The sequence below is a fragment of the Ferriphaselus sp. R-1 genome, from assembly GCF_000746095.1.
GTDB lineage: Bacteria > Pseudomonadota > Gammaproteobacteria > Burkholderiales > Gallionellaceae > Ferriphaselus.
On sequence record NZ_JQKP01000007.1, the window covers coordinates 88,309 to 112,484 of the forward strand.

The 24,176-nt window shown below is 56.1% G+C and carries 24 protein-coding genes and 1 tRNA gene; 15 read left to right on the forward strand and 10 right to left on the reverse strand.

What is annotated here, in order from left to right:
• Positions 1–16 precede the first annotated feature (16 nt).
• From DM08_RS12250 to DM08_RS06835, 9 genes are all read left to right on the forward strand, one after another.
• Positions 17–1,075 (forward strand): tetratricopeptide repeat protein, encoded by a 1,059-nt coding sequence (locus DM08_RS12250; protein ID WP_051937883.1) that lies wholly within the window; start codon positions 17–19, stop codon positions 1,073–1,075.
• Between the two features lie 9 nt (positions 1,076–1,084).
• Positions 1,085–2,263 (forward strand): adenine nucleotide alpha hydrolase family protein, encoded by a 1,179-nt coding sequence (locus tag DM08_RS12835; RefSeq protein ID WP_152555798.1) that lies wholly within the window; start codon positions 1,085–1,087, stop codon positions 2,261–2,263.
• 152 nt (positions 2,264–2,415) lie between these two features.
• Positions 2,416–2,625: a hypothetical protein gene (locus DM08_RS06805; RefSeq protein WP_237560239.1), complete on the forward strand. Its 210-nt coding sequence runs from the start codon at positions 2,416–2,418 to the stop codon at positions 2,623–2,625.
• 2 nt (positions 2,626–2,627) lie between these two features.
• A complete protein-coding gene (locus DM08_RS06810) occupies positions 2,628–3,047 on the forward strand; it encodes a hypothetical protein (protein WP_035383895.1) in 420 nt (139 codons plus the stop codon).
• 343 nt (positions 3,048–3,390) lie between these two features.
• Positions 3,391–3,696 (forward strand): hypothetical protein, encoded by a 306-nt coding sequence (locus DM08_RS12840; protein ID WP_152555799.1) that lies wholly within the window; start codon positions 3,391–3,393, stop codon positions 3,694–3,696.
• 3 nt (positions 3,697–3,699) lie between these two features.
• The gene (locus DM08_RS06820; protein ID WP_035383897.1) at positions 3,700–4,251 is read left to right on the forward strand and encodes a hypothetical protein; all 552 of its coding nucleotides are present in this window, start codon (positions 3,700–3,702) and stop codon (positions 4,249–4,251) included.
• A 22-nt stretch (positions 4,252–4,273) separates the two neighbouring features.
• The gene (locus tag DM08_RS06825; protein ID WP_035383898.1) at positions 4,274–5,941 is read left to right on the forward strand and encodes a coiled-coil domain-containing protein; all 1,668 of its coding nucleotides are present in this window, start codon (positions 4,274–4,276) and stop codon (positions 5,939–5,941) included.
• Between the two features lie 619 nt (positions 5,942–6,560).
• A complete protein-coding gene (locus tag DM08_RS06830; RefSeq protein WP_035383946.1) occupies positions 6,561–7,247 on the forward strand; it encodes a DUF3800 domain-containing protein in 687 nt (228 codons plus the stop codon).
• Positions 7,247–7,756, forward strand: coding sequence for a hypothetical protein (locus DM08_RS06835; protein ID WP_035383899.1), 510 nt, complete (start codon positions 7,247–7,249; stop codon positions 7,754–7,756). The genes DM08_RS06830 and DM08_RS06835 overlap by 1 nt, the downstream gene beginning before the upstream one ends.
• Before the next feature lie 131 nt (positions 7,757–7,887).
• Here the strand turns inward: DM08_RS06835 and DM08_RS13020 are convergent, their stop codons facing one another.
• Entirely contained in the window at positions 7,888–8,592 is a 705-nt protein-coding gene (locus tag DM08_RS13020) for a hypothetical protein (protein WP_051937885.1), read from the reverse strand.
• Between DM08_RS13020 and DM08_RS06845 the strand changes: the two genes are divergently transcribed.
• From DM08_RS06845 to DM08_RS06855, 3 genes are all read left to right on the forward strand, one after another.
• On the forward strand, positions 8,506–9,831 hold the full coding sequence (locus DM08_RS06845; protein WP_161780271.1) for a replication endonuclease: 1,326 nt from the start codon (positions 8,506–8,508) through the stop codon (positions 9,829–9,831). The two genes, DM08_RS13020 and DM08_RS06845, sit on opposite strands and share 87 nt — an antisense overlap.
• A 130-nt stretch (positions 9,832–9,961) precedes the next feature.
• Positions 9,962–10,180, forward strand: coding sequence for a DUF4224 domain-containing protein (locus DM08_RS06850; RefSeq protein WP_035383901.1), 219 nt, complete (start codon positions 9,962–9,964; stop codon positions 10,178–10,180).
• Positions 10,181–10,190: 10 nt separating this feature from the next.
• Positions 10,191–11,201, forward strand: coding sequence for a tyrosine-type recombinase/integrase (locus tag DM08_RS06855; RefSeq protein WP_051937889.1), 1,011 nt, complete (start codon positions 10,191–10,193; stop codon positions 11,199–11,201).
• A gap of 40 nt (positions 11,202–11,241) precedes the next feature.
• Here DM08_RS06855 and DM08_RS06860 read toward each other — a convergent pair.
• The 9 genes from DM08_RS06860 to DM08_RS06895 all read right to left on the reverse strand — a co-directional run bounded on the left by DM08_RS06860 (position 11,242) and on the right by DM08_RS06895 (position 20,321).
• Positions 11,242–11,317 (reverse strand) — tRNA-Phe (locus tag DM08_RS06860).
• Positions 11,318–11,457: 140 nt separating this feature from the next.
• The gene (locus DM08_RS06865) at positions 11,458–11,907 is read right to left on the reverse strand and encodes an FKBP-type peptidyl-prolyl cis-trans isomerase (protein WP_081908811.1); all 450 of its coding nucleotides are present in this window, start codon (positions 11,905–11,907) and stop codon (positions 11,458–11,460) included.
• Between the two features lie 102 nt (positions 11,908–12,009).
• Complete coding sequence (locus DM08_RS06870; protein ID WP_035383902.1) at positions 12,010–12,696, reverse strand: FKBP-type peptidyl-prolyl cis-trans isomerase; 687 nt, start codon at positions 12,694–12,696, stop codon at positions 12,010–12,012.
• A 124-nt stretch (positions 12,697–12,820) separates the two neighbouring features.
• On the reverse strand, positions 12,821–13,504 hold the full coding sequence (locus DM08_RS12845; RefSeq protein ID WP_152555800.1) for a hypothetical protein: 684 nt from the start codon (positions 13,502–13,504) through the stop codon (positions 12,821–12,823).
• An 18-nt stretch (positions 13,505–13,522) separates the two neighbouring features.
• A complete protein-coding gene (gene metH, locus DM08_RS06875) occupies positions 13,523–17,197 on the reverse strand; it encodes a methionine synthase (RefSeq protein ID WP_035383903.1) in 3,675 nt (1,224 codons plus the stop codon).
• A gap of 153 nt (positions 17,198–17,350) precedes the next feature.
• Positions 17,351–17,797, reverse strand: a complete 447-nt coding sequence (locus DM08_RS06880; RefSeq protein ID WP_051937891.1) for a phosphate-starvation-inducible PsiE family protein — start codon at positions 17,795–17,797, stop codon at positions 17,351–17,353.
• Positions 17,798–17,809: 12 nt separating this feature from the next.
• Entirely contained in the window at positions 17,810–18,523 is a 714-nt protein-coding gene (locus tag DM08_RS06885; protein WP_035383904.1) for an ABC transporter ATP-binding protein, read from the reverse strand.
• A complete protein-coding gene (locus tag DM08_RS06890; protein ID WP_035383905.1) occupies positions 18,520–19,299 on the reverse strand; it encodes an ABC transporter ATP-binding protein in 780 nt (259 codons plus the stop codon). The genes DM08_RS06885 and DM08_RS06890 overlap by 4 nt, the downstream gene beginning before the upstream one ends.
• Complete coding sequence (locus tag DM08_RS06895; protein WP_237560241.1) at positions 19,296–20,321, reverse strand: ABC transporter permease subunit; 1,026 nt, start codon at positions 20,319–20,321, stop codon at positions 19,296–19,298. The genes DM08_RS06890 and DM08_RS06895 overlap by 4 nt, the downstream gene beginning before the upstream one ends.
• Positions 20,322–20,654: 333 nt before the next feature.
• Between DM08_RS06895 and DM08_RS06900 the strand changes: the two genes are divergently transcribed.
• The 3 genes from DM08_RS06900 (at position 20,655) to DM08_RS06910 (ending at position 24,175) form a co-directional block, all read left to right on the forward strand.
• Positions 20,655–21,515 (forward strand): HDOD domain-containing protein, encoded by an 861-nt coding sequence (locus DM08_RS06900; protein ID WP_051937893.1) that lies wholly within the window; start codon positions 20,655–20,657, stop codon positions 21,513–21,515.
• Positions 21,516–21,597: 82 nt separating this feature from the next.
• Positions 21,598–22,881, forward strand: a complete 1,284-nt coding sequence (locus DM08_RS06905; RefSeq protein WP_035383907.1) for an HlyC/CorC family transporter — start codon at positions 21,598–21,600, stop codon at positions 22,879–22,881.
• Between the two features lie 76 nt (positions 22,882–22,957).
• On the forward strand, positions 22,958–24,175 hold the full coding sequence (locus tag DM08_RS06910) for a type II secretion system F family protein (protein WP_035383908.1): 1,218 nt from the start codon (positions 22,958–22,960) through the stop codon (positions 24,173–24,175).
• Position 24,176 lies beyond the last annotated feature (1 nt).

Sequence of the window (24,176 nt, forward strand, 5' to 3'; positions counted from 1 at the left end):
ATCAAGGGAGAGAAAAATGGCAATGATTAAGTGTGACGAGTGCGGCAAGGATATTTCTGACAAGGCAGCGGCATGCGTTGGATGTGGAGCTCCTATAACCAAGCAAATTTCTGAATTCGAGATGCTCCAGAAAGCAGCAGAGCAAGGGGATGTGGAGGCTCAATGTACGATTGGCACCCGATATGAAACGGGCGATGGTGTTGCGGTTGATTATGACAAGGCAATATTCTGGTACCAGTTAGCTGCCGAGAATGGGCACGAAGAATCTCAATACAAACTAGGACTGATGTGCCAGAAAGGTCAGGTCATTATTGACGGCAAGCGTGTTGGAGATATCTCAGGCGATGGAGTAGTGGATTACGAGGATTTCAAGCTTGCAGTTACCAAGCCAAAAGTGCTTCCTGCTGCAGGAAAAAATGAGCCAAGCGTAGGTCATACTGAAGTTGACAGGCTAACCAGCCTCACTCAGGAGGCTCAGCCAGTAAAGATGACTGAAAGCCAAATCAAAAGGGAGAAATTTAAAGCAGCATTAGAAAGCACTATAGACGCAAAATTTGCGAATATCATGAGCAGTAAGTCTGGTGATGACAAATTCTTAACCTATTTTGATGCACAAATCCTTACCACTTCCGTACGAAATATATTCAAGAATCTACTGCAAATCGTCCCGGCTCAAATCGAGGCTGCGCTTCAGTTGAGTGAAATGGTTGTTGCCCCCACAAAACTGGAAAAGATAACGCATCTTAAGGCCGCGATTGGCATTGGAGGTGCTGTGACGGGGATTGGTTTGGTTCTGACTGGTGTGGGTGCCGCACTTGGTTGGGGCGCAAGTGCTGTAACAGCATTTACGACATTCTTTACGGGAGCTCACCTTTTGGGCCCTTTGGCTTGGGCAGCAAGTGGTGTAACTTTGGCCGGATTTGCCGCTTATTTTGCGACAACAAGTGACAAATACAAGGATTCCGAGAAGTTTATCAAAGTCCTAAAGAGCTCCACCTCAAAGGGTGTTGACGCGATATGGGATGAATATCAAGTAGAGCTATCAAAGATCGTTACTTCGGATGTTCAAGGTTAACAGGCCTCGATGGACAACTCACAATCAACCCTAATTGCAGGGTCGGCAGTCATAGCGCCAAGTCAAGCTGCTTATGTAAAACTACCCTCTGATGTAGTTTTGAAATGGGTTGATAAAAAGCTACCAATCATCAGCGAGTGTGCCGACGCTGATTTTGTCAAAGGTGGTGGCCATCGCTGGAAAGGGGGGCATGATTTGTTAGTAGATGTCCCTCGAACCTTCATGGAGCATGGACCGAGCAGAGCTATTCATCATGCCGCACACATAGTGCTAACTGATCTTCCAACTAAAGCCGGCATTCCAATCCCCGGACTGGGCGGCTCGGGCACTTTGGGCCAATGGCTAGTGGATGCAGGAATCCCCAAAGGCTATTTGAGTATTCATTGGGCGGATGGAGCATTTGGTGTGCTTGCTATCGCAGAAGGCTCCACCGATCTCCTTCAAGCGATAAATGGAACACTAACGATGAGTAGTGAAACATTTTTCGATACTTTTGTTGAAGGCGGCGTGGAAATTGCGCTTGCGTTTGCAGCAGAAAATGCTTGGAAACTGGGTGCTTTTAATCCAGCCATCGCAACTATAGGAGGTGCTGAGAATATTATCGCAGGCGTTATATCAACCTATCAAACCGTATCAATCTATGTTGATCCACTCGCGTTTCTCGGTAGTGCGGGGACTTCTGCTTTACTCGGGTTTGGCCTTGCATATGGAGTTGCCGGTGAAACTCTAGGCGAATCATCAATCAACGCAATTCGCGGAGGCGCAATCGGGGGACTATTCTCATTGTCGGTGGCATTCGGCTATGGGGCGCTGGCGGGACTGGTTGCCTATAAGCTAGGAGAACAACTTGCCAAAGTTCACGATGGGCAACTGAGCGCGACACTACAAATTAACGAGGCAGCTTATCAAATGCTGCTGGGTGAGCTGTGTAAAGGGAATGTACATCTCAAGGACTTTTTAGATCGTGCCGAGTTCAACATTGTATTGACCGATCAAGCTACCACGCTAGCCGCACAACACTTGGATATTAGTGGGGAAGTTCGGCGGCTATCGGAGGATAATTTGCAACTCGATACTCATTCTGCCGTGCTTTCAGATAATCCCCCCCAACTGAAATCGAACGTCCGAACTTTACCTGAGGACAACCCGATACTGACGGAGTGGTATCGGACCGTTTTTTCCAAATAGCCTAATCGGATGTTGATCCAGAAGCGAGAAACTAGCGCTACAAAATTTCCATCCGAGAAAATTATGGCGAATAACGACACACCCTGTCGCCCAACCTTTTTATGATGCCCTCACTTGGTCATTTCGATCAAGCCACTAAGGAGGGAATGAAAATGGTCTGGATTGTCGGCTTGCTCATGGCATTCGTGTTTATCAAACTCGGGATGCTCATCATCATGGTGAAATTGCTGGCGGTTGCGCTGCAATTGGCCTTATTGGCTCTTGCTGTTCTGGGCATCATCTATGTTTGGCGCAAGGTGTTCGCGGCCAAGCCTAATCAGCAGGTGGTTTGGCTTTCCAAACAAATCAACAAAGGGGAATGATCATGTCATGGCTCATGTGGCTGTTCGCTGCCCTTGTTATTTTGGGGATGATTGGAAGCAGTGCCGAAAAGAAGAAAAAACTGGAGGCCGAGCAAGAAGTACAGCGGCGGCGTAAAGAGGCCGAAGATTACATCTTGAATAGCGGAGACTCCGAAGCCATCAAAACCCTGATGCTGGCTCGGGCCAATCCTGCGAACTACAGTCAGGTTATGGCGGGCGGAATAAACCGTGGAAACGACACACTTAAGACTGCGCTTGGGGTAATGGCTGGCGTTGCAGCGGGAAATCTGGTTGCAAATGCGATTACCGCATCTTCCATTTCGAGCGCTTTGGATGATATGCAGTCTGAGCTGAATACGGCCGACCATCCATCTTCAGGTGACTCACCCTGGGGTGGTGACGACACTTCAATCGACATCTAAGGACAAACGATGAACATTTCATTCTGTAGCCATGTTGTTAAAGCACTCGCCACATCTCTACTGCTGGGTGCCGCGCTATCGCCTTCTGTGTTTGCGGGCGATAACATGCCGCTCAAAGAAGGAACTGAGATCATCCCCATCAGGCCAGATGGCCAACGTGATTGGAGTGCAAACCGCTACAGAGTCGAAAGTGGACAAGCTGTGCCTATACGCCCCGACGGTCAACGAGACTGGAGCGCCAACACCTATCGCTCAGAGGGCGGGAAGATTGTGCCAGTGAGACCGGATGGGCGCAGGGATTGGTCTGTGCCTGCCAACAAAATTGTAAATTAAGCAGAACATCATGAAGACTATTTTCGGATTTATTACACTGCTGTTTTTCAATAACTCTTTTGCTGAATACGCCTTCCCCTGTGTAGAGGATGGAGGCACTCTAGTGCAAATGAGAGCTGATGGACAACGTGACTGGTCAGCAAACGTGCTTGTCAGGAATGGTGACAAGATCATTCAATACAGACCCGATGGACAAAGAGATTGGTCAGCACCTGTCTACAAGATCGAAGGTGGGATTAAGGTATATGTCTATCGTCCTGATGGGCAACGTGACTGGTCAGCTCCTGTATATGTCCTAGAATGTGCGACAGAATAAAAGATGGAATTGGCGATTTCCTATAGTCGGGCCGCTATAATTTCAGGCGAAGTCGGAATAGCGAAAGTTATAAACAAGTCAATTCAGTTTTCTTGCATTTCGTTGCTGTTAGTATTAGGCGCTTGTGGTGATCAGCAAAAGATTGAAACGCACGTTCCATCTAACAGTGAAATTATCAGTCTCATTGATAAGTCGGATCCTTTGCCCATCGAATTTGAGTTTGTTTCAGATGTGTTCTTGCTGGGAAGTGATTACACTGACCTCCAGCGGTCGAATCTGGAGAAAGGGATTATTGGAAAACTTGTTCAGTGGGAGTTGCCCATATACGAAATCTCACCGCAGGAAGACGGGACTTACCTAATCATCACTCAGCCTAACTTTAATGGCAAAAGTCATTTAACGGCCACAGTGAGTACTCTCGCAAAGAGTGACAAAGATCGGGATTACCTAACTACACTGAAGACTAACGATTTGATCTCATTCAAGGGGGTGGTCACCTCGATCAATTTTCGGATGGCTATCAGTGTCGCCCCCGCAGTTTTAGTAAACATATAACTCACCAGAAAATAAGGAAAGTATGCGAAATCCCTTTATTGGATTGGCTCAATGGGTGGTGCGCCACATCGTTTCATTTTTCATCATCGTAATAATCCTAGTCGTTGGTGCAGTTGTCCAAAGCAAATATCGCTCACTGGAAATCACTAAAACTGAAATTACGGAGCTAAAGAGTGGAGAGTTAAATCTCCAGTCATCAATTGAAAAATTGCAATCTGAGACTGGTGGTCGAGTTGCTAAACTTAAAGCTGAAACGAAAGATAAGGTTGAAGAGCGAATTCGTGCGATTGACAGTGAGCTCAAAACAATCAATTGCAGCTCTATAGGTATTACCCCTGCCTTTTTGATCAACAAAGCAGAATGCAAGGCAAAAGAACAATTTCTGGGTAAAGAGAAAGAAGCGTTGCAAACTTTGCAGCAAAGACTGACAACAAGTGCCAGTTTACCTAAATTGATAAATGAGCAGAAAATTGCTTATCAAGCTCATCTTGATAATAGGAAAAGGTACGACGAAATGGTTGCGAACCATACTGAACACTTAGGCGACTATTTTAGAACTGAAGTTATTGGCTATAAGGGGCTGAATAGTAAAGATAAAGAGCTAATTGACGACTATAACAAAAAGACAGAAGCACGAAATGCTGCGGAAGCTAAGCTGAATTTATTAAATAAGAAGTTAGAAAGCTCCTTAAAGAGCCTTAGTCAATTTACCGGAACTGCACTCAAGGATTTGAATGCTGAAATCAAAGAAAAGGAGAAAAGTGTTCGTGAGAATCTGGTAGGGAGAATGCTTAACTTAGCGGGAGAAAAAATTCCTGCTGCCATTATGATTTTAGTTGGCATTATTTTTTCGCCGCTGATTATCAAGGCATTGTTCTATTTTGTTATAGCGCCTTTCGCCGCACGCCGACCACCGGTATGTATTCTTCCTGATACGAATGGGTTAATGACAGGCGTGGGCGGCATTTCAGCAAAATCCCACGAAACTCAGAAAGTCTCATCGGTTTCCATCCCGATTACGTTGCGTGCATCTCAAGAGCTTTTGATTCACCCTGAATATCTGCAAAGTATCCCCACCAATGGAAAGATTCGCACGAAATGGCTGCTGGACTGGGCATATCCCTTGACCAGCATGGCGGCAGGGATGGTTGCATTAACGCAAATTTCAGGAGTTGATGGAGAAACCGTAGTTATCTCATCAACGAATGATCCGCTGAGTGAGGTTGGTTGGGTAGAGATACCCGAAGGGTCATCAGTTGTGTTGCAGCCTCATTGCCTAATAGGCCTTTCTTATCAGAAGGGCGCGTCTCCAAAAATTACTAAGCACTGGCAACTAGGTAGCTTACATGCATGGCTAACGCTGCAACTCAGGTATTTGGTGTTTCATGGGCCAGTCAATATCGCACTTAAAGGATGCCGAGGGATTCGAATTGAATCCGCAGATAGTGGGCGGGCAATCAATCAGGCAGCCACAATGGGATTTAGTGCCAACATCAAATACTCTACATACAGATGCGAAACTTTCGCCTCATACTTACTGGGCGAGAAAGAGTTGTTTAATGACAGCTTCTCGGGGACCAGTGGTTACTACATCTATGAGGAAATGCCGCACTTTGGAAAGAGGGGCGGGGTAACTGGTCGTGGGCTTGAGGGAATCACGGACTCAGTACTGAAGGTATTTGGTGTTTAGCTCAGGCTCGATTTTAGCCGCCCGAAACACCCGCCGCACCCGACGACTCGATGCCAAGCGCTGCTCCATACCTACCACACTCTGCCCCCGTAGCCCTGCCGGATAGGGAGAGTGAGACCATCCCCTAGTCGCTCCCACTGGGTGCCCTATGGCCCACCTCGGGCACACTCCGTCCCCAGGTCAGTCCCAACGGCCTAGCAGCCGGGGGCAGGGCCTACCCCTACTTGGCATCGCAAAATGGCATGCGGATTTATTGGGGCAATTCGCCCTTTCTCATCAAGGCATTGCGAGTGGCTCGCGGACTGGGATGGCATGCGGACTTCAGAAAGCAAAAAGGCCACCACGATGGGTGACCTAAGCGCTTGTTTTGTTTGGTGGCTCGGGGCGGAATCGAACCACCGACACGCGGATTTTCAACCCGAATCCGAATCCTTTAAAATTAGCCGCATAGCCTCCCGGTTTTCTACAAACCGGAATATTTTCTGACGTTGTAACCCACTGACTGCAAGGCCTCGTTTGGAATTGTAGAAAGACTGATATTGGGGGGCGCGTATCAATTATTGGATTTAGGCAAGTAGATGAGTAGAATCGCGGAATGACATCAGAGAGCAGCCCCGCTATGGTATTTAACGTCTATTGTGACGAGAGTCGCCATACGTCCGATCCATCGGATCGTTTTGCAGTTATTGGTGCTATCTGCTGCCCGCGAGAGAAAAAGCATGAACTGGTTCGTGCTATCCACGAATTGAAGGCAAGGTATCGAGCGCAAGGCGAAATAGGATGGAGTCGGGTTTCGCCCAATAAGCTTGATTTCTATCTGGCGATCCAGAAACTCTTTCTGGAAGCTCCTGAGTTGTCTTTTCGATGTATTTTGGTTGATCGCACAACGTTGGATCACGAAAAATTCAGCAATGGCGATGCCGAGTTGGGTTTTTACAAGTTGTACTATCAGTTATTAGTGCATTGGTTGGAGCCTGGCGAGACATACTTTCTTTATCTTGATTGGCAACGTAATAGCGATAAAGGACGTTTTGCAACATTGCGAGAAGTCTTGGCCAGGAAATTGCGCGGGCGTGCCCGTATTGAGTGCCTAGAGCCAGTTGAGTCGCACACGCAACCGTTAGGACAGTTGGCGGATTTGCTTATCGGTGCAGTTGGTTACCAATGGAATGATCGGAATGCTAGCAAAGCAAAGCTAGTATTTTGTGAACAGCTTGCGCAAGGTTTGGGACAGCAAAGCTTAAAGTTTTACACTGGCCCGGCCGAGCCAAAATTCAATATCTTCAAGTGGGTTGGGGCTAAGTGATGCCAAGGGAATCGTTGTGGCCCTTTCTTACTTTTGATGGCTTGTCTGACTCCGATTTGATCAATGCGTACCGGAAAGTTTATTTAGAAACTTATGTGCAAGCCCCTGATGGCCAGCGTGTGATGCTACACGATTGGACTGGCGCGCACGTAAATTTCCCTCCGTGGCAATTTGATCACGCTTTTTCCAAGACTAGTCAATATCGCGAAGGGCTGGATCACGATACCTTCTCATTGGAGCGTGCCAAGCGCATGCTTTGGATACGAGAAGTAATTCAAGCCACAAATGGAACTGTATTTCGGTATGTCGGGACTCGCCAATCTGGTCGTGGGCGACAGGTTAAGCGTCGGTCGTTCCTAGTTCATGAGGAAAACTACCTTGTTGTGCTCAACGATCCAGATGCTGAAGGTAAGCCCTTTCAATTTATTACCGCATATCCGGTGTATGACTTGGATTACTTGAAGAGGATCAGGCGGGAAAATACGCTTTTGGAAGAACGAAGGGCGTAAAAAAGCCCCAGTCTTTTGGCGACTGAGGCGCTGCCACGTACCAAAGCCTTAGGCAAAGGAACTGTGCGAATATATTAAAAAATCACCCAGAAGTAAACATTTTGTTTAAGCGCGCTTTACCCCACTTTCCTTCAGTTTTCGCCAAAAACCTTCAGTAACGCCATTTGCGCGGTTTTATAGACCCTTTCTGCGGAAGCGGTGTTTTCACGCGTGAAAGTGGTTTTTCCTTGGTCCTCATGTAGCCACGCCTCTAATTTGGGGTCGATTTTTGGGGGATCGGTTTCGGGCACTTCCGGCTCTGGGGTGCATAGCCACCGGCCTAGCACGAGGTGTTCGCTGAGCAGACGTTCCATTACATGCTGCGGGGTGGCACCCAGGGCGGAGGCGATTTCTTCCAGGCGCAGGCGAGTGGCATCGGTCAACGTGACAGCGTTACCACTGAGGGATTCGACGTGCTCGTAGTGGTCTGGATCGGCCAGGGTAAAGCCGAAGTGCGCCCATTCGTCGCCGACAAATTCGTACTCAGCACATAACTCCTCATCGTTCGGATCGAACGCGCCACCTTCCTCCGGGATAAATTTGGTGGTGACCATAAAATTGGTCAGCCTGTTCACGTCCGGTGACTCGCTGAAATCCTCCTGATAATAGACTGGCAATGTACTGACCACCTGGACGCGCACGCCGGGCACCAGGCCGCACTCGTACACCTTGCCGACTTGAGGGAGGATTGGTTTCATCATGGCTCCAGATTGGAAGTAAGTGGTGCACAGCTTAAGCAACTGCGCAAACGGTTTCAGAAAATAGAGGCTGCTGCGATTAAAACCGGCTTCGTCCATAAGCGTGCCGGTATGTACGCCTCAGATGAAACCGTAAAGCGCCGCCAACAACAGAAGCGCAAAAACGCGAAGCTGATGGAAAACCTCGAAGCCGTCCACGACCTGACCGGCGAGGTCTGCACCCTTGCGGAGTTGGCCGCAACCAACACCAGCAATCCGGCCATTCGCCGCACTGAATTGATGACCCGCGTGCGCGGCCTAGAGGAATTTTCCGGGCAGCTTGGATTCGTTGGCTTGTTCCTCACTTTGACCACACCCAGCCGGATGCACGCCCGCCATTCCGGCGATGGTTCCGCCAACCTGAAATACGATGACACCAGCCCGAATAAGGCGCACCGATACCTCTGCAAAAAGGTGTGGGCACCTGTCATGGCGAAGCTACAACGTGAAGGCGTGGATTACTTCGGCATTCGCGTAGTCGAGCCACACCACGACGGCACACCGCACTGGCACATGCTGGTGTTCGTCAAGCCAGAACATCAAGACAACTTGACCGCCATTCTCCGCGACTACACCCTGCGCGACAGCCCGGACGAACCCGGCGCCCAGGAACGCCGCCTTACCGTGAAGGCCATAGACCCGGCCAAGGGCAGCGCCACCGGCTACGTTGCCAAATACATCTCCAAGAACATCGACGGCCATGCCGTGGGCGATGACTACGAAGCCGACACCCCCACTGACAGCCGAGCAACGGCGGAGCGTGTCGAAGCCTGGGCAAGTCTCTGGAGAATCCGCCAGTTTCAATTCTTCGGCGCTCCACCCGTTACCCCCTACCGCGAGTTGCGCCGCCTTCAGGCCGTGCCGGAATCCTGGCAAAGCGTCCTGGGCGAAGCCTGGAAAGCCGCCGACGAGGGGGACTTCTGCGCATACACCCGCCTGCACCGCGCTGGCTTGATCCTCAAACCTCTCTGGGAAGAGCGAGAAAGCGCCACCTACTACGGCGAAGTAAACAAGCGCGTGCGCGGCGTGATTGTCAACGGCGAGGTTCGTATCACCACCCGCGAGGGTGAATGGATTGTGCGCGAGAAAGAAAGCGCACGGCAAGACCGTTTTTCCGCCCCTTGGACTCGTGTAAATAACTCTACGCACAAGGTTTCAAAGGGTCTGGAGTGTGAACAGGCACTAACTTCAAGCAGTGAAGGAAATGAAATCGGGGGAAATCGGGAAGGGAAAGAAGTCAAGCACCGTGAATCGCCAGAATCCGGCGCTCGACCAGCCCAAAATTGGAGGCCGGAATGAAGAATAGCACCACACACAAGACGCGCAAGAACAATCGTCCGAACCAACCCAGCCAGAAAACGCAATGGGCTTACGCCTCAAAGCCAAACAGGCGGCACACCGGACAAAGCGCGGAATTGTGAGGTAAGCGATGAAATTCCTATCCCAAGCAGAGCTTGCCGAATTGACTGAGCGCAAGACCAAGGCCAGGCAAATCGCTTGGCTCAAATTGAACGGGTACAAGTTCGCCATCGGCGCGAATGGAAGTCCAAAAGTGTTGCTGGAGCACGCCCAAGCAAAGCTGGGCGGATTCAACCAGGCCATTCCAAAAATGTCCGCCAACATTGAGCCAAACTGGTCGGCAGTTTAAGAGAGTCATCATGGGAAGAAAAAGAACAACAAACCACAATCTCCCGCCACGGATGCACCTCAAGGGGAAGATGTATTACCACGTCTCCACCGACAGCCCGCGCAAGTGGACAAAGCTGGCAGACGATCTAGGCTTAGCCAAACGGCTGTGGGCTGAAATCGAAAGCGAGCAGCCCGATCCGAATGACTGCACGTTTTCCGGGATCGTAGCCCGTTACAAAAAACAGGTGTTACCCAGCAAGGCACCACGCACCCAGCTCGACAATGAAAAGGAGCTGGAAAGGCTAGTGGCCGTGTTTGGCGGCATGCCTATCGAGACCATCAAGCCCCACCATATCAAGCGCTATCTGGAAGAGCGCGGAAAGACCGCTAAAGTACGAGCGAACCGGGAGCGCGCTCTTTTCAGCCATGTATTCAACTTCGCCAGGGAGTGCGGCTATACCGATGCCACCAATCCGTGCATGGGCGTAAAGGGACACAGGGAAGCCGGGCGGGATCGTTACATCGAGGATGCCGAATTCCTTGCCGTATGGAATAAAGCAGATGCCGCCGTACAGGATGCGATGGACTTGGCACACCTGACCGGCCAGCGCCCCGCCGACTTGCTCAAGATGAATCGAAGCGACATCCGCGAAGGGACACTGTGCCTAGCACAGAACAAAACAGGAAAGAAGCTGCGCATCGAAGTGGAAGGAGAGTTGCTAGCACTGCTGGAGCGCATACAGAGCCGCGAAGGTTACGGCCTCGCCGTAGATGCTTTGCTGCAAGATGGGAACGGCCAGCGCCTATCCTACGGCGCTTTGCGCTCTCGCTTCGACAAGGCCAGGATAGCGGCGAAAGTCAGCTTCCAGTTTCGGGACATCCGCGCCAAAACAGCGACAGATACCGAAGACCTAGCACACGCCCAACGGCTGTTAGGGCATCGCAATCGAGCCATGACTGAGCACTACACTCGGAACCGGAAAGGGGATAAAGTGCGCCCACTGGCCGGAAGAATTGTAGAAACGGAAAAAGAGTTGTAGAAATGAAGAAGGCTTGCACTGACGCAAGCCTTTGTATTCTTGGTGGCTCGGGGCGGAATCGAACCACCGACACGCGGATTTTCAATCCGCTGCTCTACCAACTGAGCTACCGAGCCATTTTCTACTTCACCGGAGCGTGTCCGGCTTGGCGAAGGCGCGCATTATACCGTAATTCGCTTTTTACGCCAGCCCGATGTTTCATTATCGAATGGCCTGCAAACTGGCCGTTTGACGCGCGGTTCCGGCGCCGCTCCGATCAATGCACGTCCACCAGTTCCACGTCGAACAGCAGCGTCGCGTTCGGCGGAATCACGCCGCCCGCACCGTGGTCGCCGTAGCCCAGAGCGGGTGGGATCGCCAGCCTGCGCTGACCGCCGACCTTCATGCCCTCCACGCCCTGCTCCCAGCCCTTGATGACCTGCCCGCTTCCCAACGGGAATTCGAAGGCGCCGCCATGGTCAGCCGAGCTGTCAAACTTCGCGCCCTTGTGCTCTGGCGCGGCCTCGTCGTAGAGCCAGCCGGTGTAGTTCACCAGCACCTTGTGGCCGGACGCGGCGAGCTTGCCCTCGCCGGTCTTCAGTTCGGTAACGACAAGCTGCGTCACGCTGGAGGACGGCACCGGCGGCAACTTGGGCTTGGTGACGGTGGTGTAGATCAGACCGATGCCGGCCAGCACCACGGCGAACGGGAGAAGGAAACTCTTCATGACATACCTCGGAAAAGAAACAGGGGAAAGGTGCAAGCGTAGCCTGTGCGGCGGGCACGACACCGGACGGTGCGTGCCCTAAAGCATCGGGCGAGGCCGGGATCAGTCCAGACCCAGCAGCTCCACATCGAACACCAGCGTGGCGTTCGGCGGGATCACCCCGCCCGCACCGCGACGGCCATAGCCCATCTCCGGCGGGATGATGAGCGTGCGCTGCCCGCCCACCTTCATGCCCTGCACGCCAATGTCCCAGCCGCTGATGACGTGACCTTGCCCCAGCGGAAAGTCGAACGGCTCGTTGCGGTCGCGCGAGCTGTCGAACTTGGTGCCCTTGTTCTCCGGCGCGTTCTTATCGAACAGCCAGCCGGTGTAATGCACCGTCACGTGTTGACCTTCCTGCGCCTCAGCACCCTCGCCCACCTGGGTGTCGATGCACTCGGTGCGGATCACCTTGAGCAGCTTCACCTCGAACACCAGCGTGGCATTCGGCGGGATCACGCCGCCCGCCCCGCGCGGGCCGTAACCCAGCTCCGACGGAATGACCAAAGTGCGCTTGCCGCCCTCACGCATCCCCGCCACCCCCTCGTCCCAACCACGAATGACGCGCCCGCCGCCCAGCGGAAAATCAAACGGCTCGTTGCGATCGAGCGAACTGTCGAACTTCGCGCCCTTGTTGTCAGGCGCAGCCGCGTCGAACAGCCAGCCGGTGTAATGCACGATAACGGTCTGCCCGGCCTGCGCTTCCGCGCCTTCGCCGAGGGTGGTGTCGGTTTTGATGAGTTCGGTCATGCTGATTTCCTATGATTGATTTTCGTAGGGTGGGCAAAAGCACAGCGTTGCCCACCGATTCGTTCCGCGTGGGCACGAGTGCCCACCCTACCTGGCTGATTTCCTATAGCAGATATTCGTTGGATTAGTTGGTCGGATTGACTAAGGCAGTATATCTTTCTCTTGTCTTGCGGTTGAGCAAGACGGTGGTATTAAATTTACTGGCGCTGTTAACTTCAAAAAGACCGGATGGGTTAAATTGAAAAGAGGAAGGGCATTTTTTGTGACATCGAAATTCGTATGTGGCATTGAGAACTAGCCAATGCCAAACTGGCGTAAACTCAAACTCTGACTGTTTGAATATTTGCAAATTCGTTACTCTCTCGCTTCCCCCAATCAACTCAGCAGAGCTGATATCCAATGATTTTCTTGTCATCGGTTTAGGGATATTTGATTCAGCAAAACCAAAAATTGAAAATTTTTCCGCGCATATCAATTCTGAATCGTCCGCTTGGATACAGGGTTTCTTCAATAAAGAGAAAGTCAGATTTTCATTAAGCTCGAAATGAACTTCTAACTCCAGTACCTCAGCTCTGCTCGGAATTGAAACTGGGATAAGAGGTATTCCGACTGGCCCTAAGGCGGTAACTCCTTGTAGTGGGGAAAATTGAAAAAAATCCCGGGAGGAGAAAAAGTCAGAAGCACTCTTTTTGTCCTCATCTATCGGTGCGTAATAGTCGTAGTTTTCATAAGACGCACAGCCGGTTATCACGAGCAAAAGCAATATTTGCCAGAACAACCAGAATATTCTTGGGGTCGGGATTTTCATCGAAATGCAATTTTCTCGTTAGTAACTCAACACCGGCGCCAGCCACTTCTCCGCCTCTTCCACCGTCCAGCCCTTACGCTGGGCGTAGTCGGCGACCTGTTCCTTGTCCACCTTACCGGTGGCGAAGTATTTCGCTTCGGGGTGGGAGAAGTAGAAGCCGGATACCGCCGCTGTGGGCAGCATGGCGTAGCTTTCGGTGAGGGTGATACCCGCGTGCTGAGGCGCTTGCAGCAAGTCGAACAGCGGGCCTTTTTCGCTGTGCTCGGGGCAGGCGGGGTAACCGGGCGCGGGGCGGATGCCGCGATATTGCTCGGCGATGATCGCTTCGTTGTCCAAGGCCTCGGCGGCGGCGTAGCCCCAGAACTCGCGGCGCACGCGCTGGTGCAGGTGCTCGGCAAAGGCTTCGGCTAACCTGTCAGCCAGCGCTTGCAGCATGATGGCGCTGTAGTCGTCGTTGGCTTGCTCGAATTCCTTCATCTTGCGCTCGATGCCGATGCCTGCGGTGACGGCGAAGCCGCCGAGGTAGTCGGCTACGCCGCTGTCCTTGGGCGCGACGAAGTCGGCTAGGCAATAGTTGGGAATGTCGGCGGGCTTCTTGGTCTGCTGGCGCAGGTTGTGCCAGGTCATCGCAACCTGGCTGCGCGATTCGTCGCTGTAGATTTGGATGTCGTCGCCCACGCTGTTGGCCGGGAACAGGCCGAACACGGCGTTGGCGGTGAGCCATTTTTCGTCCACGAGCTGTTTCAGCATGGCTTGCGCTTCGGCGTACAGCTTGGTCGCTTCGGCACCGACCACTTCGTCTTGCAGAATCTTGGGGAAGCGGCCCGCCAGCTCCCAGGCCTGGAAGAACGGCGACCAGTCGATGAACGGCACCAGCTCGGCCAGCGGGTAGTCACGCAGCTCCTTCACGCCGAGGAAGGCGGGCTTGGGCGGGACGTAGCTCGCCCAGTCGGTCTTGAGGCCGTGTTCGCGCGCTTCGGCCAGCGGTACATAACTCGCCTTGCCCTGCTTGCCTTCATGCTGCTCGCGCGCCGCCTGCTGGTCGGCCTTGATCTCGGCGACGTAGTTGGCGCTCAGGGTTTCGGACAGCAGGTTGCTGCACACACCCACCGCGCGCGAGGCGTCGGTGACGTACACCACGGTGCCGCTCGGGTAGTTCGGCGCGATCTTCACGGCGGTATGCACGCGCGAGGTGGTGGCGCCGCCGATCAGCAGCGGCACCTTGAAGCCCTGGCGCTCCATCTCTTTCGCCACATGCGCCATCTCTTCCAGCGAAGGCGTGATGAGACCGGAGAGACCGATGATGTCAACGTTGTGTTCGCGCGCGACATCCAATATCTGCTGGCACGGCACCATCACGCCCATGTTGATGACTTCGAAGTTGTTGCACTGCAACACCACGGTGACGATGTTCTTGCCGATGTCGTGCACGTCGCCCTTCACCGTCGCCATCAGGATTTTGCCCTTGGGCTTGGTGTCGCCGCTCTTGGCCTTCTCCGCCTCGATGAACGGGATCAGATGCGCCACGGCCTGCTTCATCACCCGTGCCGATTTCACCACCTGCGGCAGGAACATCTTGCCCGCGCCGAACAGATCGCCGACCACGTTCATGCCGCTCATCAGCGATTCTTCGATCACCTCGACCGGCGACGCCGCTTGCAGACGCGCCTCTTCGGTGTCTTCCACGATGAACGTGGTGATGCCGCGCACCAGCGCGTGTGACAGTCGTTCCTGCACCGTGCCGTTGCGCCATGCCAGGTCTTCCACCTGCGCCTTCGCACCGCCCTTGAAGTTCTCGGCCAGTGCCACGAGTTTTTCGCCCGCGTCCGGGCTGCGGTTCAGCACCACGTCCTCGACCGCGTCACGCAGGTCCTTCGGCAGTTCCTCATACACGCCGAGCTGACCGGCGTTGACGATGCCCATGTTCATGCCCGCCTTGACGGCGTGGTAGAGGAACACGGTGTGGATCGCCTCGCGCACCGGCTCGTTGCCCCGGAAGGAGAACGACACGTTGGATACGCCGCCGCTGATCTTGGCGTAGGGCAGGTTCTGCCTGATCCACGCGGTGGCTTCGATGAAGTCCACCGCGTAGTTGTCGTGCTCCTCGATGCCGGTGGCGATGGCGAAGATGTTCGGGTCGAAGATGATGTCTTCGGGCGGGAAGCCGACCTGGTTCACTAATATGTCGTAACTGCGCTTGCAGATCTCGGTCTTGCGCGCATAGGTGTCGGCCTGGCCTTGCTCGTCGAACGCCATCACCACCGCCGCTGCGCCGTATTGCTTCACCAGCATGGCATGGTGGATGAATGCCTCCTCGCCTTCCTTGAGCGAGATGGAGTTGACGATGGACTTGCCCTGCACACATTTCAGGCCCGCCTCGATGATCTCCCACTTGGAGGAGTCGATCATTACCGGCACCTTGGAGATGTCCGGCTCGGACGCGACGAGGTTGAGGAACTTCACCATCGCGGCCTTGCCGTCCAGCATGGCGTCGTCCATGTTGATGTCGATCACCTGCGCGCCGGTCTCGACCTGCTGCTTACAGATCTCCAGCGCTTCTTCGTACTGACCTTCCATGACGAGGCGCTTGAACTTGGCGGAACCGGCCACGTTGCAGCGCTCGCCAACGTTGACGAACAGCGACGAGTCGCCGATGTTGAAGGGCTCCAGTCCGGACAAACGGCATTCGGGCGTGATGTCGGGCAGCTTGCGCGGCGCGATGTCCTTCACCGTCTCGGCGATGGCGCGGATGAAGTCCGGAGAAGTGCCACAGCAGCCGCCGATGATGTTGAGGAATCCGCTCTCGGCCCATTCCTTGATGTGCCCCGCCATATTTTCCGGCGTGTCGTCGTAGCCGGTGGGAGCGAGCGGATTGGGCAGACCGGCGTTCGGGTGTGCGCTGACATAGCAGTTGGCCACGCGCGACAATTCGGCCACGTACTGGCGCAGTTCTTCCGCGCCCAGCGCGCAGTTGAAGCCGATGGAGATGGGCTTCGCGTGCACCAGCGAGTTATAGAACGCCTCGGTCACTTGGCCGGACAGGGTACGCCCCGCCTTGTCGGTAATGGTGCCGGAGATCATGATGGGGCGCGTTTCGCCGCGCTGCTCGAACACCTGCTGCACCGCAAAGATGGCCGCCTTGGCATTCAGCGTGTCGAACACGGTTTCGATCAGGATCAGGTCGGCGCCGCCGTCCATCAGGCCGTTGGTGGCTTCGGCGTAGTCGGCCACCAGCGCATCGAAGGTGATGTTGCGCGCCGCCGGGTCGTTCACGTCGGGCGAGATGGTCGCAGTCTTGTCGGTCGGGCCGAGCACGCCCGCGACGAAGCGCGGCTTGTCGGCGCTCTCGAACTCGTCACACGCCGCCCGCGCCAGCGCCGCACCCGCCTTGTTCAGCTCGTAGTTGAGCGACTCCATGCCGTAGGCTTTGAGCGTGGTCGCGTTCGCGCCGAAGGTATTCGTCTCGATGATGTCCGCGCCCGCCGCCAGGTATTCGCAGTGAATGCCCTTGATGACTTCCGGCTTGGTGATAACCAGCAGATCGTTGTTGCCCTTGAGGTCGCGATGCCAGTCCGCAAAACGCGCGCCGCGATAGTCCGCCTCGGTCAGCTTGTGGCGCTGCACCATGGTGCCCATGGCGCCGTCGAGAATGAGAATGCGTTGCTGAAGGAGTTGGGCGATGGAAGAGGTCATGGCTGTCGGCTCGAAAAATGAGCGCGGATTTTACCACGCAACCGGCCACTTACCGCGCTTCCGCCCCAGCCCGGTCATGCCCGAACCGAGCAAGGCGATGGTTACAAATCGACCCCATAGTGCTCTGCGGGGGGGGGGCGACCCGCATCTTGCCTAGTGCTCGGGACCGGCGGGGGAAGAACTCACCAGCTTGTAGACTATCCCGCAGATCAGCAGGCCGCCCAGCAGCAGGCCGTAGTGCACCGGGTTGAACGACTGGGCTGTCGCCGTGGCGCTGGTCATCACCTGCACCGGCTGGATGATCAGCTCGCGTATCACCGAGATCATCGCCACCTCGACGAACACCCGCACGTACACGCGCCCGGTCTGCACGTAAGTGATCTCCGCCGAGATCAGCGTGGACAGCGTCCATAGCACGAACAACGAACCCAGCGCATGGAAGAAGCCTTGCGCCGCGTTGCCACCGTGCCAGGCAGCGAGCGCCGACGAGCCGAAGTCGAGGATCACCATCACGCTGGCCGCCCCCATCGCCACGGCAAGCAATACATGCAGGAAACGATTGAAGCCGTTCAACCCGGTGAGCAAGCGTTGTTCAAACATAAGTCCCTCCAATCATCCGCCAAGATAGGCACGACGCACTCCATCGCTGCCAAGTAAGGTAGCCGCTGCGTCGGCCAGCGTGATTTTGCCGCTTTCCAGCACATAGCCGCGTTGCGCGACTTGCAAGGCGAGCTTGGCGTTCTGCTCGACCAACAGGATAGACACGCCTTGCGCCGCGATCTCACGCACCGTCTCGAAGATCTTGGCGACCATCAGCGGCGCCAGTCCCATGCTGGGCTCGTCCAGCATCAGCAGCTTGGGGCGCGACATCAGCGCCCGCGCCATCGCCACCAGTTGCTGTTCACCGCCCGACAGCGTTCCCGCCAGCTGCTGGCGACGCTCGGCCAGGCGCGGAAAGGTGGCGTACATGCGCTCCAGATCGGCGGCGATGTCGGCGGTGTCGCTCCGGGTGTACGCGCCCATGTGCAGATTCTCGGCCACCGTCAGCCGGGCGAACACGCCGCGCCCTTCCGGCACCAGCGCCAGCCCGTCGCGCACTCGCTGATGCGCCGGGACACGCGCCAGATCGTCGCCCTGATAGTGGATGCTGCCTTCCGTCGGACGCAGCAGACCGGCCAGCGTCTTCAGCGTGGTGGTCTTGCCCGCGCCGTTGCTGCCGATGAGCGCGACCAGTTCGCCCGCACGCACTTCCAGGCTGATGCCCTTGAGCGCCTGGATGCCACCGTAGCTGACCTTGAGGTCCTGGACGTGGAGCAACGCGCTCATTCCTCGCCTCCGCCCAAATACGCCGCGATCACGGCGGGGTCAGTACGCACTTCGTCCGGGATGCCTTCGGCGATCTTCTGGCCGTAGTCCAGCACCGCCACACGGTCGCACAGCCCCATGATGAGTTTCACGTCGTGCTCGATCAGCAGCACGGTCACGCCACTGGCGCGTATGGTCTGCATCAAACCCTTCAGGCTTTCGGTCTCGGTCGCATTCATGCCCGCCGCCGGCTCGTCCAGCGCCAGCAGTTGCGGCTCGGTCGCCAGGGCGCGGGCGATCTCCAACCGGCGCTGCTCGCCATAGGACAGATGCTTGGCCAGCGTCTGGTGCGGGCGGTCTATGCCAACGTAGCTCAGCAACTCGCGGGCGCGCTGCACGATGGCGCGCTCCTCGGCGCGCGTCGCGGCATTGCGGCTGAGCGCGCCCCAGATACCGGAGCGGGTGCGCACGTGGCGACCGACCATGACGTTCTCCAGCGCAGTCATGTTGGCGAACAGGCGGATGTTCTGGAACGTGCGCGCGATGCCCGCCTCAGCCAGCACATTCGGTTTGCAACGGGCATACGCCTGGCCCGCGAAGGTGAAGCTGCCCTCGTCGAGCTGATACAAGCCGGTGACGACGTTGAACAACGTGGTCTTGCCCGCGCCGTTGGGACCGATCAGGCCGTAGATCTCACCGCGCCGGATGTGCAGCGAGACATCGGACAGCGCCGCCAGTCCGCCGAAGCGCTTGCCCACGCCTTTGAGTTCGAGCAAGGTGTCGGTGACGGTCGTCATGCTCCGCCTCCGGTCGCCGCACCCTCATCCTCCAGCTCACGGCGGCGCTTGCCCGACGGCCACAGTCCCGCCGGACGCACCAGCATGATGACTATCAGGGCCACGCCGAACAGCAACATACGCAAGCTCTCCGGGTCGATCAGGATATGGCCGAACAGGGCCTGTTGCAGCGGCCCGGCTCCGTGGCGGAAGGCTTCCGGCAGCAATGCCAACAGCAAGCCGCCCAGCACCACGCCCGCGATGTTGCCCATGCCGCCCAACACCACCATGCACAGGATCATCACCGATTCGAGCAGGCCGAAGCTCTCCGGGCTGACGAAGCCCTGGAATCCGGCGAACAGCCCGCCGGACAGTCCGCCGAAGGTCGCGCCCATGGCAAAGGCCAGCAGTTTGACGTTGCGAGTATTGATACCCATCGATTGCGCGGCGACCTCGTCCTCGCGGATCGCCATCCAGGCACGGCCTATGCGCGAATGCTCCAGTCGGCGCGAAACGAAAATCACCAGGCCGGTGAAGGCCAGGAACAGGTAGAAATACAGGTGCACCGACGGCAGGCTGAAGCCGAACAGCTCATGCGTCGCACCGAAGGAAAAGCCGCCCGGCGCGATGGGATCGATCATGCTGACGCCCTGCGGGCCGTTGGTGATGTTGACCGGCGTGTTCAAGTTATTGAGAAAGATACGGATGATCTCGCCGAAACCGAGAGTGACGATGGCGAGGTAATCGCCGCGCAAGCGCAAGGTTGGCGCACCCAGCAACACACCGAAACCACAGGCCAGCAGCGCGCCCAAGGGCAGGATCACCCACACCGGCCAGTGCAGCCCGAACTGTGGCGAGGACAGCAACGCGTAGTTATAGGCTCCGACCGCGAAGAAGGCGATGTAGCCCAGATCGAGCAGCCCGGCGTAGCCGACCACGATGTTCAGCCCCAACGCCAGCATGATGTAAAGCAAGGCGAAATCCGCGATGCGCACCCAGCCGCGCCCGAGCAAGGCATCGGTGGCGAACGGCAGGCACAGCAGGACGAGGGTCGATACCACCCAGAACCAACGGGAGTTTGGCGAGCATCGCATCGCTAGGGTTGCCTCGACACCCAGTGTTCGGTCATGGTCACAATGCAAATGAGTAGGAGATCAGAAGGCGCGATTTTACTGACTTCCCGCCCAATCTGGAACGATGGCGCAAGATTTTTCAGGCAGCACCGGATTATCCGGCAACAGGCGCGGCCCCTCATGCTGCCTTCGCCCCAGCAGCTCAACCGTTGGCGGGCGATTCTCAAGCCCGACCATCTCGGGTATCCTAGCGCGCACTGGCCGAGCGACCCGGCCACGCCCTCACCATCCAAGAGTGTACTTATGGAAACCGCAGAGAACCAGCACGCACTTAGCCCGGCTGAAATCCAGCACACCCTGGCCTCCATCGAGATACCGGTATGCCCGGTCCTGGTCACCCAGGTGATGGCCGAGTTCCAGAAGGAATCCCCGGATCTGGCCGTGGCAACGCGATTGATCGCTGCGGACGTGGGCATGTCCGCCTTCACGCTCAAACTGGCCAACTCTCCCTTCTTTCGACGGGGCGATGCCACCAACAGCGTGGCGCAGGCCGTCACCCGGCTAGGATCACGCAACATCGTGTGCGTAGTCGTAGCTGCCGCCCTGCGCACGAGCATGAGCTCCGACCTGTCCCCCGAGTTCCTGGAAAGGTTCTGGACTCAGGCCAGCAACGTCGCCACGGCGGCAGGGCTCATCGCCCGCAAGCTGCGAGGCATCTCGTCGGACAGTGCCTATACCTACGCCCTGTTCCACGATGCCGCCATACCCGTGATGATGCGACGCTTCCCGGACTATGCCGAACTGGTGGAATACGCCGGCAAGAACGCACAGGACCTGCCGCCCCTCGAATCCAAACGCTATCGCTGCACCCATGCCATCGTCGGCGGGCTGCTGGCCAAGAACTGGCTACTCCCTCAGAACATCGTCATAGCCATCCGCCACCACCACGATCCGGAAGCCTTCGACCCGAAACTGAACATCGTCTCCGACGAGGTCCGGGCGCTCATCGCCATCGCGCATGTGGCCGAAAAACTGTCCGCCGAAGTGCTGGGGGAGGCCGCCATGGAAACCGGCCAGTTGTGCGATCTGGCCACTGAATATCTGGGGCTGCATGAAGACGACCAGCAGGACCTGAGGGACGACCTGGCCGATGCCCTGCTCTAGCCTGACGCGCCGTCTCCGCACATTCTTGACACCGTCTCCGGGCATCCGGATACTGCGCCCATCCCTTTAATCAGATTCGACCTTGGACGACTTCTCGCTGGGTGCGTTGTTCCTCGCCCTGATTGCCATCCTGCTCTGTTCCGGCTTCTTCTCCGCCTCGGAGACCAGCATGATGGCACTCAACCGCTATCGCCTGAGCCACCTGATGCGCAAAGGCATCAAGAGCGCCCGACTGACCTCCAAGCTGCTGGGCCACACCGACAAACTGCTCGGTTCCATCCTGCTCGGCAATACGCTGTTGAACGTGGCGGCGGCCATGCTGACCGACCTGATCCTGCAACGCCTGTTCGGGCATGAGGAATGGGTCATCCTGCTGGGCACACTGGCCATCACCTTCATTATTCTGGTGTTCAGCGAGATCATGCCCAAGGTCATCGCCGCGAGTCACCCGGAGCGGGTGGCCTTGCCCTCCAGCTATGTGCTGGCTGCGATCATCAAGCTGTTCCACCCCGTGGTGTTCGTCGCCACCGCACTGGTGAGACTCTTCCTGTGGATGTTGCGCATCAAGGTGCAGACCGACCAGAGCAAGCACAAGGGCAGCCTGGAAGAGTTGCGCATGCAGGTACTGGAAGCCGAGCACTTCATGCCGCGCAAGCACCAGAAGATGCTACTCAACCTGGTCGATGTAGAGCGTGTCTCGGTGAATGACGTGATGGTCCCGCGCAACCAGATCGAGGCGCTCGACCTGAACGCCCCGGTGGAGCAATTGCGTGAGCAACTCGCGACCTGCCACCACACCTTGCTGCCGGTATACGAAGACATCCTGGACAATATCGTCGGCCTGCTGCACGTGCGGCGCGCCCTGGCCTTGCTGCAACACGAGTCATTCAGCCGCGACGAGCTGCGCGAACGCTTGCAGGAGCCGTACTTCATACCTGCCGACACCCGCTTGCTGACCCAGCTGCAACAGTTCCAGGAGCGGCATTTGCGCCTCGGGCTGATCGTGGACGAATACGGCGAGCTGCTGGGTCTGGTGACACTGGAGAATATTCTGGAAGAGATTGTCGGCGACTTCACCACACAGACCCCCATGCACTCCGGGAAATTGCGTCCGCAAGCAGATGGCAGCGTACTGGTGGAAGGTACGATGCCCTTGCGCGACCTCAATCGCAAGCTGGGCCTGAATCTGCCGCTGACCATCGCCAAGACCCTGAACGGCCTCATCCTGGAGCATCTGGAAGACATCCCCGAGGCCGGCACCAGCATCAAGATCGCAGGCCACCCCATCGAGATACTGCAGATGCAGGACCGGGTGGTAAAGGTTGCCAAGATATTCCCGATAAGGCAGCAGCAGCTCAACGACTGAAACACCCGACCCGCCGCTGGCTTTACTTTGGCGCAGATACTCGGCATCATCAACCCGGTTCCCCCTGAGGTCAGACATGGCAACGGACGACAAGACCAAAAAGATCAGCGATACGCTTTACCGTTGGGAAGGCAAAGACAAGAACGGCAAGATCGTACGTGGCGAGATGCGCGCAGCGGGTGAAGCGACTGTCTCGGCGCAGTTGCGTCGGCAGAACATCAAGGTCAGCAGCATCAAGAAAGTGCGTGGCACAGGCAAGGCTGTCACCGAGAAGGACATCACCCTGTTCACCCGCCAGCTGGCGACCATGCTCAAATCCGGCGTACCGCTGCTGCAATCCTTCGACATCGTCGGCAAGGGACACAGCAATCCCATGGTGTCGCGCCTGCTGTTCGAACTCAAGACCGATGTCGAGACCGGCAACAGTCTGCAGCATGCTTTCCGCAAATTCCCGCTGTATTTCGACGACCTGTATTGCAACCTGATCGGGGCGGGCGAATCTGCCGGTATCCTCGACAGCGTGTTGGATCGCTTGGCGACGCACAAAGAAAAGATCCTCGCCATCAAGGGCAAGATCAAGGCCGCGCTGACCTATCCCATCGCCATCATCGCGGTGGCGTTCATCATCACCGCCATCATCATGATCTTCGTCATCCCGGCGTTCAAAGAGCTGTTCAGCAGCTTTGGTGCCGACCTGCCCACGCCCACCTTGGTAGTGATGAACATCTCGGACTTCTTCGTGGCCTATTGGTGGCTCATCTTCTCGGTGCTGGGCGGCGGCATCTACGGCTTCATGTACGCCTGGAAGCGCGACCGCCGGGTGCAACATTTCATGGATCGCCTGCTGCTCAAGCTGCCGATCTTCGGCGAATTGATCCGCAAGGCCACCATCGCTCGCTGGACGCGCACACTGTCGACCATGTTCGCCGCTGGCGTGCCCTTGGTCGAAGCGTTTGATTCGGTAGCCGGCGCGGCAGGCAACGTGGTGTATTACGATGCGACCAAGCGTATCCAGCATGAAGTCACCACCGGCACCAGTCTGACCGTCGCGATGCAGAACACAGAGATGTTCCCCAGCATGGTGCTGCAAATGGTCTCCATCGGCGAGGAGGCCGGCTCGCTGGATGCCATGCTGAACAAGGTCGCCGACTTCTACGATCAGGAAGTGAATGATGCCGTCGAGGCTTTGTCCAGCCTGATGGAGCCGGTCGTGATGGTGGTGCTGGGCACCCTGATCGGCGGCATGGTGGTCGCCATGTATATGCCCATCTTCAAGATGGGACAGGTGGTTTAAC

Bases quoted from the DNA above. Each gene is read 5' to 3' on its own strand.
- DM08_RS12250 (WP_051937883.1), top strand. From the start codon at position 17: ATGGCAATGATTAAGTGTGACGAGTGCGGCAAGGATATTTCTGACAAG.
- DM08_RS12835 (WP_152555798.1), top strand. From the start codon at position 1,085: ATGGACAACTCACAATCAACCCTAATTGCAGGGTCGGCAGTCATAGCG.
- DM08_RS06805 (WP_237560239.1), top strand. From the start codon at position 2,416: ATGGTCTGGATTGTCGGCTTGCTCATGGCATTCGTGTTTATCAAACTC.
- DM08_RS06810 (WP_035383895.1), top strand. From the start codon at position 2,628: ATGTCATGGCTCATGTGGCTGTTCGCTGCCCTTGTTATTTTGGGGATG.
- DM08_RS12840 (WP_152555799.1), top strand. From the start codon at position 3,391: ATGAAGACTATTTTCGGATTTATTACACTGCTGTTTTTCAATAACTCT.
- DM08_RS06820 (WP_035383897.1), top strand. From the start codon at position 3,700: ATGGAATTGGCGATTTCCTATAGTCGGGCCGCTATAATTTCAGGCGAA.
- DM08_RS06825 (WP_035383898.1), top strand. From the start codon at position 4,274: ATGCGAAATCCCTTTATTGGATTGGCTCAATGGGTGGTGCGCCACATC.
- DM08_RS06830 (WP_035383946.1), top strand. From the start codon at position 6,561: ATGGTATTTAACGTCTATTGTGACGAGAGTCGCCATACGTCCGATCCA.
- DM08_RS06835 (WP_035383899.1), top strand. From the start codon at position 7,247: ATGCCAAGGGAATCGTTGTGGCCCTTTCTTACTTTTGATGGCTTGTCT.
- DM08_RS13020 (WP_051937885.1), bottom strand. From the start codon at position 8,592: ATGGACGAAGCCGGTTTTAATCGCAGCAGCCTCTATTTTCTGAAACCG.
- DM08_RS06850 (WP_035383901.1), top strand. From the start codon at position 9,962: ATGAAATTCCTATCCCAAGCAGAGCTTGCCGAATTGACTGAGCGCAAG.
- DM08_RS06855 (WP_051937889.1), top strand. From the start codon at position 10,191: ATGGGAAGAAAAAGAACAACAAACCACAATCTCCCGCCACGGATGCAC.
- DM08_RS06865 (WP_081908811.1), bottom strand. From the start codon at position 11,907: ATGAAGAGTTTCCTTCTCCCGTTCGCCGTGGTGCTGGCCGGCATCGGT.
- DM08_RS06870 (WP_035383902.1), bottom strand. From the start codon at position 12,696: ATGACCGAACTCATCAAAACCGACACCACCCTCGGCGAAGGCGCGGAA.
- DM08_RS12845 (WP_152555800.1), bottom strand. From the start codon at position 13,504: ATGAAAATCCCGACCCCAAGAATATTCTGGTTGTTCTGGCAAATATTG.
- metH (WP_035383903.1), bottom strand. From the start codon at position 17,197: ATGACCTCTTCCATCGCCCAACTCCTTCAGCAACGCATTCTCATTCTC.
- DM08_RS06880 (WP_051937891.1), bottom strand. From the start codon at position 17,797: ATGTTTGAACAACGCTTGCTCACCGGGTTGAACGGCTTCAATCGTTTC.
- DM08_RS06885 (WP_035383904.1), bottom strand. From the start codon at position 18,523: ATGAGCGCGTTGCTCCACGTCCAGGACCTCAAGGTCAGCTACGGTGGC.
- DM08_RS06890 (WP_035383905.1), bottom strand. From the start codon at position 19,299: ATGACGACCGTCACCGACACCTTGCTCGAACTCAAAGGCGTGGGCAAG.
- DM08_RS06900 (WP_051937893.1), top strand. From the start codon at position 20,655: ATGGAAACCGCAGAGAACCAGCACGCACTTAGCCCGGCTGAAATCCAG.
- DM08_RS06910 (WP_035383908.1), top strand. From the start codon at position 22,958: ATGGCAACGGACGACAAGACCAAAAAGATCAGCGATACGCTTTACCGT.